General features: G+C 69.8%; 9 protein-coding genes. 4 read left to right on the top strand and 5 right to left on the bottom strand.

Annotation, left to right across the window (positions count from 1 at the left end; translation table 11 throughout):
• Nucleotides 1-880 (top strand): amidohydrolase family protein (locus AC1D12_RS12920; RefSeq protein ID WP_477840791.1); only part of this gene is annotated, 880 nt, incomplete at its 5' end.
• Nucleotides 881-891: 11 nt separating this feature from the next.
• On the opposite strand, the gene AC1D12_RS12925 is transcribed toward AC1D12_RS12920, so the two are convergent.
• Nucleotides 892-1,707 (bottom strand): alpha/beta hydrolase, encoded by an 816-nt coding sequence (locus AC1D12_RS12925; protein WP_477824874.1) that lies wholly within the window; start codon nt 1,705-1,707, stop codon nt 892-894.
• 169 nt (nt 1,708-1,876) lie between these two features.
• On the opposite strand from AC1D12_RS12925, the gene AC1D12_RS12930 reads away from it, so the two are divergent.
• On the top strand, nt 1,877-2,530 hold the full coding sequence (locus AC1D12_RS12930; protein WP_047509851.1) for a hydrolase: 654 nt from the start codon (nt 1,877-1,879) through the stop codon (nt 2,528-2,530).
• A 36-nt stretch (nt 2,531-2,566) separates the two neighbouring features.
• A complete protein-coding gene (locus tag AC1D12_RS12935) occupies nt 2,567-3,556 on the top strand; it encodes an alpha/beta fold hydrolase (RefSeq protein WP_477824873.1) in 990 nt (329 codons plus the stop codon).
• Here AC1D12_RS12935 and AC1D12_RS12940 read toward each other — a convergent pair.
• The 4 genes from AC1D12_RS12940 to AC1D12_RS12955 all read right to left on the bottom strand — a co-directional run bounded on the left by AC1D12_RS12940 (nt 3,540) and on the right by AC1D12_RS12955 (nt 10,254).
• Nucleotides 3,540-6,440, bottom strand: a complete 2,901-nt coding sequence (locus AC1D12_RS12940; RefSeq protein WP_477840793.1) for an ATP-binding protein — start codon at nt 6,438-6,440, stop codon at nt 3,540-3,542. The two genes, AC1D12_RS12935 and AC1D12_RS12940, sit on opposite strands and share 17 nt — an antisense overlap.
• Nucleotides 6,441-6,510: 70 nt before the next feature.
• Nucleotides 6,511-6,897 (bottom strand): histidine kinase, encoded by a 387-nt coding sequence (locus AC1D12_RS12945; protein WP_477824871.1) that lies wholly within the window; start codon nt 6,895-6,897, stop codon nt 6,511-6,513.
• A gap of 9 nt (nt 6,898-6,906) precedes the next feature.
• Nucleotides 6,907-8,595 carry an FAD-dependent oxidoreductase gene (locus tag AC1D12_RS12950; protein WP_477840795.1) on the bottom strand — a complete coding sequence of 563 codons (1,689 nt, stop codon included), beginning with the start codon at nt 8,593-8,595 and terminating at the stop codon, nt 6,907-6,909.
• An 87-nt stretch (nt 8,596-8,682) separates the two neighbouring features.
• Nucleotides 8,683-10,254 (bottom strand): cation:proton antiporter, encoded by a 1,572-nt coding sequence (locus tag AC1D12_RS12955; RefSeq protein WP_477840797.1) that lies wholly within the window; start codon nt 10,252-10,254, stop codon nt 8,683-8,685.
• A 226-nt stretch (nt 10,255-10,480) separates the two neighbouring features.
• On the opposite strand from AC1D12_RS12955, the gene AC1D12_RS12960 reads away from it, so the two are divergent.
• On the top strand, nt 10,481-11,078 hold a 598-nt coding region (locus tag AC1D12_RS12960), incomplete at its 3' end, for an ammonium transporter (protein WP_477840799.1).

Consider the following 11,078-nt stretch of genomic DNA (forward strand, 5'->3'; position numbering starts at 1 on the left):
CTTCCTCGCCGGCAACGGCTGGCCCTGGCGCATGCATGCCACCTACGACCAGACGGTGTCGCGCGCGCTCGACGTCTTCGAGAAGGTGCACCGCGACCTGCCCATCGACAAGCTGGGGTGGTTCTTCGACCACTGCGAGACGGTCACGCCGCAGAACCTGGAGCGCATCCGGAAGCTGGGCGGCGGCGTCGCGGTGCAGAACCGGATGTCGATGCAGGGCGAAGCCTTCATCCGCCGCTACGGCCTGTCGGCGGCAGCCGAGACGCCGCCGGTGAAACGCATGGTCGAGATGGGCCTGCCGGTCACGCTGGGCACCGATGCGACGCGGGTCAACAGCTACAACCCCTGGCAGGCCCTCTACTGGCTGGTGTCGGGTCGCAGCATCGGCGGCACGGTGCTCTACCCGGAGGAGCGCCGCCTGGACCGCCTGGCCGCGCTGGGGCTGATGACGGCCGACGGCGCCTGGTTCTCGCGCGACAGCGGCAGGAAGGGCGTGCTCAAACCCGGGGCGCTGGGCGACGTGGCGGTGCTCGATCGCGACTACTTCGCCGTGCCCGAGGACCAGATCCAGGACATCGTGTCGGTGCTGACGGTCGTGGCGGGCCAGGTGGTGCACGGCGCGCAGCGCTTCACCGCGCTGGCCCCGCCGCTTCCGCCGGCGTCGCCCAGCTGGTCGCCGGTGCGAACCTTCGGCGGCTACCAGGCACGCCAGCTCACGCTGGGGGACAGCGACCGGCGCTACCAGTACGCCGCGGCATGCGCGTGCCGCTCGGGTTGCGGGCTGCATGCGCATGACCACCTGAAGGCGGCCGGCACCCGGGTGCCGGTGGCGGACGCACCCGCCTTCTGGGGGGCGCTCGGGTGCAGTTGTTACGTCTAGAGTCGCTACGCCTAGAGGCTCAGTGAGCGGGCCGCCTCGATGATGACGGCGGCCACTTCCGCAGGCCGCCGCATCATCACGGCGTGCCCCGCCTCCAGGCTCGTCACCTTGGCGCCGGCCCGTTGGGCCATCGCCTTCTGGGCCGGCGGCGGGATCATGTGATCCTGCTCGGCCACGACATACCAGCTGGGCTTGCTCTTCCACGCCGGTACGCTGACCTTGTCACCGAAGCTCCTCGCGGCGATGGGCTTCTGGTTGACCGCCAGCAGGGCGGTCCGCGCGGCCGGCAGGTCCTGCGCGAAGTGCTCGCCGAAGTTGCGGGTGCTCATCCACAGGTAGCCGTGCGAATCGGGCTCGATGCCGGCCAGGCCCGGCGGCGGCGGGATGTCCTTGTTGGCGAGCATGTCGTTCACCGACTCGCCGTCGCCCGGCGCGAAGGCCGCCACGTAGACCAGGCCGGCCACCTTCTCCTGCCGGCCCACCTCGGTGATGACCGCACCCCCCCACGAATGCGCCACCAGCAGCACCTTCCCCGGTTGCCGGTCGATGGCCCGTTGCGTCGCGGCCGCGTCGTCGGCCAATGCGCTGAGCGGGTTCTGTACGGTCACCACCGTCAGCCCCTTCGCCTGCAGCAGGGGCACGACGTCGTTCCAGCTGGAACCATCGGCCCACGCGCCGTGGACCAGGATCACGCTGACCTGCTTGTTGTCGGCCGCTGCCGCCGTGGCCGGCGCGGCGGCCACGACACCGGGGCTCAGCCAGGCACCGAGCGCGAGGCTGGAGGCGGCTGTCAGCGCGGTCATCTTGGGAAACAGTGAAGTCGTCATGGCAGTTCCGATCTGCAGTTGTGGAAGGCCCACTGTCGTCGGATGCCTTCGCTTTCGCATTGGCCCAAGGTGGGGTGCGGTGGTGGCCGCAGGTGCGTTGTGGGCGCGTGCCGCGGCCGGGAGACTGTGGGCTCGCAACCCGTCAACCCGTCCTCGAAGGAGAGATCCCATGACCCTCACTGCCAAGCCCGCCGCGGGCTCGCGGCTGCTCACCCCGACCGATCACACGCTGGTGTTGATCGACTTCCAGCCGCAGATGGCATTCGCCACCCAGTCCATCGACGGCGTGAGCCTGCGCAACAACGCCCGCATCGCGGCGCGTGCGGCCGCAGGCTTCAAGGTGCCGACCCTCCTGACCACCGTGGCGGCGAAGAGCTTCTCGGGGCCGATGTTCGACGAGGTCATCGAGGCCTTTCCCGACCAGGAGATGCTCGATCGCACCACGATGAACTGCTGGGAAGACGCGAACGTCATCCGTGTCGTCAACGCGATCGGAAAGCCGCGCGTGGTGCTGGCCGGCCTCTGGACCTCGGTGTGCATCGTCGGGCCGGCGCTGTCGGCGATCGAGCAGGGCTTCGAGGTCTTCGTGCTCACCGATGCCTGCGGTGACGTGACGGCCGAAGCCCACGAGCGCGCGGTGCAACGCATGGTGCAGGCCGGCGCGCAGCCGATGACCGCGCTGCAGTACCTGCTCGAGCTGCAGCGCGACTGGGGGCGCGGCGAGACCTACGACCTGACCACCGGCATCGCCCGGCAGCTGGCCGGCGGCTACGGCGTGGGCATCGCCTACGCCAAGGCGATGTTCGGCGCCACCGAAGGCTGATGCACCCCGATCGACCCCTCCACTGAAGGACACACCATGAAATCCTCTGTCAGCGCCAAGCGCTTCGCCTCCTCCCTGCTGCTGGCGCTTGCAGCGCACGGCGCCCAGGCCAACACCGCTGCCGCGAGCGAACCGTCGAACTCCGTCAGCACCGCGGCCGTCAGCTACCGCACGGTCAAGGTCGACGGCGTGAACGTCTTCTACCGCGAAGCCGGTCCGAAGAACGCGCCGGTCTTGCTGCTGCTGCACGGGTTCCCCACCTCGTCGCAGATGTTCCGCAATCTGATCCCGCGGCTGGCCGACAAGTACCGCGTGATCGCGCCCGACTACCCCGGCTACGGCCAGAGCGACATGCCGGCGATGGACAAGTTCGACTACAGCTTCGACAACCTCGCCCGCGTGATCGACAAGTTCACCGAGGCGGTCGATGCGAAGAAGTTCGCCCTCTATGTGCAGGATTACGGCGCGCCCATCGGCTTTCGCATCGCGGCGGCCCATCCCGAGCGCATCACCGCGATCGTGGTGCAGAACGGCAATGCCTACAACGAAGGCATCGACAACGAGTTCTGGGTACCCGCCAAGGTGTACTGGGCAGACAAGTCCGAAGCGAACGGCGCCAAGCTGCGGCCGCTGTTCGAGATCGGTGCGACGAAGTGGCAGTACACGGAAGGCATCCGCGACGTGAGCCACATCAGCCCGGATGCCTGGACGGTCGACCAGGCCCGCATGGACCGCCCCGGCAACAAGGACATCCAACTGGAAATGTTCTACAGCTATGGCACGAACCCGCCGCTGTACCCCGGCTGGCAGGCCTACTTCCGCAAGCACCAGCCGCCGATGCTGATCGTCTGGGGCAAGAACGACAAGATCTTCCCGCCTGCCGGCGCGCACCCCTACCTTCGCGACCTTCCGAAGGCCGAGCTGCACCTGCTGGACACCGGGCACTTCGCGCTCGAGGAGGACAGCGAGACGGTCGGCCGGCTGATGCGCTCGTTCCTGCAGCGCAACGTCAAGGCTGGCAAGTGATGGCAGGGCAGCGGCACTCGGCCAGCAGGCGGGCCGCTGCCCTCAGGTCACGCGTCGCGAACCCTTCGGAAAATTCGTCGACGATGGGCGACAGCATCCGGCGTGCGTCGTCCGTTCTCGCCCCCCCGGCGCACCAGAGCCCTGCGAGGTCGGTGGCCGCGCGCAACCGCCATGACAGCGCGCCGACTTTCCGGGCCGACGCCATCGACTGGCCGAGCAGGACTTCCGCGTCGCGGTTGCGTCCCTGGGCCACGCGGAGGGACGCCTGGATGCGAAGGACCTCGGGCAGGCACCAGCTTTCGTCGTGCGCATGCGCGATGTCGAGTGCGTTGCGGATCGTCGATTCGGCTTCGCCGAGACGGGCGTGACGCACGAGCGCGTCCGCCAGGACGCTGAGGTAGTACGGCATCCGCGCCAGGTGGTTGATGCTGCGAAACTCCTCGACGGCCTGCTGCAGGGCCGCCACCGCGTCGCACGAGGTGTCGCCCCTCGTGTGTGCCAGCRCGGCCCGGTAGAAGCTGGCGACAGGGCGCCGGGCGGCGAGGCCATGTCGCGTGACGTGCTCTTCCAGCATCGCGACATGGCGGTCACAGGCGTCGACGTGCCCGCTCCAGTAGAGGACCGGGCAGATATACGACAGCAAGTTGTTGAGCGAGAGGTGATGCCCGAGCCCGCGTGCGCTTTCCAGCGCGGCTTGTGCCGTGCGCACGGCCGTGTCGGCGCGGCCCGTCAGCCACTGCACCTGCCCCAGCACCCCGCCCGCGAGGACGATGGGATCGGAGAGGTATCGGATGTCGTACGAGCCGAAATAACGCTGGTCGCGCGCGTGGAGGACTTCGAGCCGCCGCCCGGCGGCGTGCAGGCGTCCGAGAAAGAGCTCGGCGATGGCCRTGTGCACGTCGGCCTCGGGCAGGATGGAGGGATCGTTCTTCGCGGCGACCGCCCCGAAGTCGTCGAGCGTGCGCAGCGCTGCAGCGTGCTCGCCCGTGAACAGCTCGTAGATGCCGATCATCATGAGGCAGCGAAGGTGGTAGTCGATGTCGCCGATCCGCACCGCGATCTCCAGCGCGCGGCGCAAGGCTGTCATCGCCCGGGGCTTGAGCCCGCGCGTGAACACGGTGGCGCCGCCGAGCCACAGCTTGAGCTTCATCTCGAAAGCCGTTCCGGCGAGGTCCGCGGCCTCGAGTTCGTCGACCGCCTGCGACACATGGACGCCGCTCTCCTCGGTCAGCGAGAAATGATTCCACAGCAGCAGCCCGGCGACCGTCAGCCGGATCCGCAGCGATCGATTCGCCGCATCGCGGCCGGTCCAGGCCAGCGCAGCGCGCAGGTCGTCGATGACGCGCCCGTAGGCACGCCCCCATTCCGTCGCCGGGCGCCGGGCCCACTCGCCTGCGGCGCGCTCGAGCGTCGCGCACAGGTGTTCCGCGTGGCGTTGGCGGACCACCGGATCCTCGTCGCCGGCTCGCAGGCGTTCGAGGGCATAGGTTCGCGTGGTCTCGAGCAGGCGGTAGGCGATGCCATCGGCATCGAGGTCCGTGGCCAGCAGCGACTTCGCGGCCAGCTGCCCCAGGATGTCTGCCGCTTCCGTGGGAGCGCGGTCTGCCACAGCCGCAGCCCCGGCGGCGTCGAACACGCCCGCGAACACGGACACGGAGCGCAGCACCGCGGCCTCGCCGGGCGGCAGCAGGCTGTAGCTCCAATCGAGCGTCGCCGTCAGCGTGCGGTGTCGCTCCGGTCCCGCCCGGCGCCCGATCAGCAGGCGGAACCGGTCGTCTAGCTGCTGCAGCAGATCGCGCACGCTGAACGCATCGATGCGCGTCGCGGCGAACTCAATAGCGAGCGCGAGCCCGTCGAGACGGCGGCAGATCTCCGCGACGATTGGCGCATCGGCATCGTTGAGCCGGAACGACTCGAGCCTGTCGGTGGCGCGGTCCACGAAGAGCTGGATGGCGGGAAACGTGAGCGCCTCGTCGGCATTCAACCGGGGTGAGGGCAGGGGCGCACCGAGCCCGGGCAGCCTGCGCACCCGTTCTCCCTTCACCAGCAGCGGCTCGCGGCTCGTGACGAGGATCTTCACGCCGGCCGCCGTTGCCATGATCCGGTCGACACAGGAGGCGGCGATATCGATGATGTGCTCGCAGTTGTCGATCACGAGCAGCATCGAACGGTCGCGCAGGTACTCGCAGAGCGGGATCAGCATGCTCTCGGAATGCGCGGTCAGGCCGATCGCCGTCGCGATGGCATGGGGTGCCAGGGCCGGGTCCTTGAGCATCGCCAGGTCGATCAGCCAGACGCCGTCGCTGAACGATCCGAGCACCTGTTCGGCCACGGCGAGCGCCACAGTGGTCTTGCCGATGCCGCCAGCGCCGACGATGGACACGAGACGCGATCCTTCGAGTTCGAGCCGGATGGCATCGATCGCCTCCGCCCGGCCGAAGATGCGCGTCGTGGCGGTCGGCAGGTTGTGGCCGCGCCGGTCCGTCGCCGCGGGGGCCGGCATGAAGCCGGGTGCTCCGTTGGCCTGGACGGGGGCGACGAACCGGTAGCCTCGGCCGGTCACCGTCGCGATGTACGTGGCCATGCCCACGCCGTCGCCGATCGCGCGCCGCAGGGCCGCCATGTTGACCTTCAGGTTGCCCTCGTCGACGACGACGTCCGGCCAGGCACGCGCCATCAGCTCGCGCTTGCCGACCAGTTCGCCCGGGCGCTCGACCAGCGCCGTGAGGATGTCCAGCGCACGGCCCCCGAGGCGGACCGGTGCATCGCCCTGCAGCAGCAGTTGGCGTTCGGGAATGAGCACGAAAGGTCCGAACGCAAAGGAACGTGCAGCCCGCCAGGTCGGTTCAGAGATCACGGAACTGATGCGGTTCGTGCAGGCCATGCGTGGCTCCTTGCGGCGCGGGGGATTGAACGATAGGTCTTCCATCGCTGCGGCAGAACCCCAATTCGTTTCACCCGCCGTTCACTCGATCGTGTGAACGCGGCGGCTCGCGCGGGTCGAACAGGCGATCGAGTTGTTGCCTCAGCACGTCTTCGGCGCGGTCCAGCACCTGGGCGAGTGCAGCGCGCGCCGGGTCGTCCGAGGCCATCCGATCGGTCGCCGCCTGGAAGCGCAGGATCAGGCCTTGGGTGCTTTGCACCAGGGTGTCATGGAGTTCGTGCGCCAAGTGATCGCGCTCGGCCATGCGTTGCTCATGAAGGCGGCGCATTCTCGTGGCGACCTGGCGCACGCGGAGCCAGGCGACGCACCAGATCAGCGCGCCGGCACCGGCCACGCAAACGACGAAGAACCAACCCGTCTGGACGCAGCTCGGCGGGATGAAGAAGTCGAGCGTCACGCGAAAGAGTCAACGCGACGCCGGCAACCCTGCGAGGTGGTGGTGGATCTGCGCGACCGCCGCAGCGCCCTCGCCGATGGCGCCACCCACGCGCTTGACCGAGCCGGAGCGCACGTCGCCGACGGCGAACACCCCCGGCACGCTGGTTTCCAGCGCCGCGGCCTTCCAGCCCGAGGGATCGGCCGCGACGCCGGCGCCCGTCAGCACGAAGCCTTGCGGATCGACGCCGACGCTRCACCCGCCAAGCCAGTGCGTCTCGGGCTCGGCCCCGACGAACAGGAAGACGTTGCGCAGCGGGCGATGCTCCTGCGATGCCGTCCGGCGGTCGGTCCAGGTCACCCCTTCCAGCCCGCTCATCGGCTCGCCATGCAACTCGACGATCTCGGTGTGCGGGCGCAGCTCGATGTTGGCCGCCGCGCCGATGCGATCGATCAGGTAGCGCGACATGGTGGACCGCAGGCTCGGTCCGCGCACCAGCACGTGCACTTTCGAGGCGTGCTGCGACAGGAAGACGGCGGCCTGGCCTGCCGAATTGCCGCCCCCCACGACCACCACTTCGGTTCGCGCACACAGCGTGGCCTCGAGTGCCGAGGCCCAGTACCAGATGCCACGGCCTTCAAAGGCGGACAGTCGTTCCACCTCCAGGCGGCGGTAGTGCGCGCCGCTGGCGATGACCACCGTGCGCGCACGCAGGCGCCGGCCATCGGCGAGGTGCAGCCCGAGTTCACGCTCCGGCCCCGCACGAGCGCAGTCCAGCGACTGCACCTCGGCCGGGATCAGCAACTCGGCACCGAACTTCTCGGCCTGCACGCTGGCGCGCCCGGTCAGTGCGGCGCCGGAAATGCCTGTCGGAAACCCGAGGTAGTTCTCGATGCGCGCGCTGGCACCGGCCTGCCCGCCATAGGCGCGCCGGTCCAGCACGACGACGCGCAGGCCTTCGGAGGCGGCGTAGACGGCCGTCGACAGCCCGGCCGGGCCGGCACCGACGATCGCCACGTCGAAGATCTCTTTGCGCTCGGCGCTGTCGACCATGCCGATGCAGCGCGCCAGCGTCGCTTCGGTGGGGTTCACCAGCACGGCGCCGTCCGGGCACACGACCACCGGCTCGCCGGGGGCGGCGCCGTACTGCTCGATCAGCGCCGCCGCGCGGTCGTCATCGCGTGCATCGATGACCCGGAACGGCTCGCCGTTGCTGTGCAGGAAGCCCTCGAGCCGCAGCAGGCCGGCCGAGTTCGGATGGCCGATCAGCACGGGCCCGCTGGCGCCCTGTTCGATCAGCGCCACGCGTCGCAGGATGAGCGCGCGGATCAGGCGCTCGCCCAGGTCGGCCTCGGCGATCATCAGCGAGCGCACCTGTCCGGGCGGCAGCAGCAAGGCCTCGACATCTTCCCGGGCCACGGCGTCGACCAGAGAAGGCTTGCCGGTCATCGTCGCCAGTTCACCCGAGAAGTTGCCCGGCCCGTGCTCGACGACAGGCGTCTCGCGCCCCATGCCATCGCGCTGGAGGACGGCCACCAGCCCCTTCACGACGACGAACAGCCCCGGCCCCGGCGTGCCGGCGCTGACGATGCGGGTGCCGGCCGGATAGGCCTGCAGCGTGCCGAAGCGTCGCATCCGATCGATGTCGGCTTCGCTCAAGCGAGGGAATGCCTGGTGGCGGCGACTCGAGAGGACATCGGAAGCAGGGCTCGGGTTCATGGCATCGGTCTCTGTGTTGACTCGGCATCCCATGGTCGTGCACGAGCCGAGGCGGCACAAGTAAAGCGCGGTAAATCGCCGTGGGCCTCACCCCGTCGCGTCCGCATTCGCCGCGCGCAGCGGATCGGACACCTCCAGCCAGTCCAGGTCGTTCTCCAGGCTGTGGAAGGCGTCGTCGCCGATCTCGCCGGCCTCGCGCATCGCGAGCAGCGCGTGGCGGGCGGCCTGCAGCGCGGCGCGGTAGCGGTCGTCGTATTCCGCACCAAAGGCGGCGAACGGGCTCTCGCTGCCGTGCAACGGCCGGCCCAGGTGCATCTTCAGGTTCTTGCGCACCAGATCCAGCGCCGCGGACGGCGCCTGCGGCAACTGCGCGAAGGCCGCTTCCAGCACGCGCTGGCGGGCGGCATGCTCCTCGTGCGCGACGGGGTCGCCGTCACGCAGCTTGAGCGCGCGCAGCAGCGGCTTCAGCGTCAGCCCCTGGATCAGCAGCGTGCCCAGCACCACGAGAAAGGCCGTCAGCACGATCAGGTCGCGGGCCGGAAAGCCCTCGGGCAGCGCGAGCGCCGCGGCCAGCGTGACGATGCCGCGCATGCCCGCCCACGAGATCACCAGCCCGCTGCCCACGCTGGGCCGCAGCATCGGCCGCGGCGGGTGGAAGCCGTGGCGCCGGTCGCGCCAGCGCACCACCGCGTTGAAGCTCATGTGCCACGCGATGCGCACGACGATGACGGTGGCCAGCACCGCGGCCGCCACCCCGAAGTACTGCTCGCGCGCCGCCGGCGCCAGCTCGACCAGGATCGGGCGGACCTGCAGCCCGATGAAGATGAACGCGAAGATGTTCAGCGCGAACACGACGGTGGCCCACACCGCGTTGGTGGGGATGCGGATGCGCGCCGGGATGCGCGCCGGCGCCATTCTCGCCAGCGTCATCGCGAAGCAGACGGTGGTCAGCACGCCGGAGAGCCCGACGTGCTCGGCCACCTGCCACACGGTGAAGGTGCCGACGAACTGCAGGACGAKGGCCGTCGGGATGTGCTGCACCTTTTCGAAAAGACGCTGGGCGAGCCAGCCCAGCGCCGGCCCCGCGACCAGGCTGCCCAGCACGGCCAGCAGGAAGGTCGGCGCCACCGCCTGCACCGAGAAGCCGCCGGCGGCGACCGCGCCGACCGCGAGGCGGTAGATCAGCAGCGCGCTGGCATCGTTCAGCAGGCTCTCGCCTTCGAGGATGCCGAGGATGCGCTGCGGCGGGCGCAGCGGGCGCAGCACGGCCGTGGCCGCGACCGCGTCGGGCGGGGCGACGATCGCGCCCAGCGCCACCGCGGCGGCCCACGGCAGGCTCGGCACGAGCGCATGGGCCACGACGGCCACCGCGGCCGTGGTCAGGCCGACGGCGACGATCACCAGGCCGGCGAGCGGCGCCCAGTTGTCGCGAAGATCCCGCAGCGAGGCGTCGTAGCCGGCATCGACCAGGATCGGCGCGACGAACAGCGCGAGCACCAGGTCGGGCGGCAGGCTCAGCTGCGGCGCGCCCGGAATCAGGGCCAGCAGCGCGCCGCCGATGGCGAGGAAGACCGGGTACGGCGCGCCTGCGCGGCGAGCCGCCGCCGCCAGCGCCACGGCCGCCACGAAGAGGATCAGGATCTGTTCGAGTTCGCGCACCGGCGCAGTATGGAGCAGGCGTGCTGCCTTGCCTGCGTCACGTCGGGGTCGTGAAGGCGACCAGGTCATGTGTGACGTTGTTGACGGCGCCGAACGGGATGCCGCCGCCATCAGGACTTGATCAAGACCTCGGGCGCGACGGCTGGTGCAATGCCCCATGCGCTCTCAAACTCAACCAACCGACGCCCACCGTCCACGCCCCCATCGCCTGATCGCCGCCGGCGCGATGGCCTTGCTGGGAACCTCCGCTGCCAGCGCCGCACCGCAGACCGCGGCGGCGAGTGCGATCTCGGCCGGCGACACCGCGTGGATGCTGGCCAGCACGGCGCTCGTCCTGATGATGACGCTGCCGGGCCTGGCCTTCTTCTATGGCGGGCTGGTGCGCAAGAAGAACATCCTGGGCACGATGACGCAGGTGTTCATCGTGGCCGCGGTCACCAGCGTGCTGTGGTTCCTGGCGGGCTACACGATCGCTTTCGGCTCGGGGTCGCCGTGGGCGGGCTTCTTCGGCAACGGCTTCAGCCTCGAGTTCATGCCGCTGGGCGACCGGGTCCCCGTGCACGCGATGGCTCCGCAGATCCCTGCGCCGGCGTTCGCGCTGTTCGAGGCCGCCTTTGCGATCATCACCGCGGCGCTGATCGTCGGCTCGTTCGCCGAGCGGGTGAAATTCAGCATCGCCGCGATGTTCTGCGGCCTGTGGTCGCTGGCCGTCTATGCGCCGGTGGCGCACTGGGTGTGGCACCCCGAGGGCTGGCTGTACGACCTGGGCGTGCGCGACTTCGCCGGCGGCATGGTCGTGCACGTCAGCGCCGGTGCGGCGGGCC

The organism is Rhizobacter sp. P1_G5, from assembly GCF_056405435.1.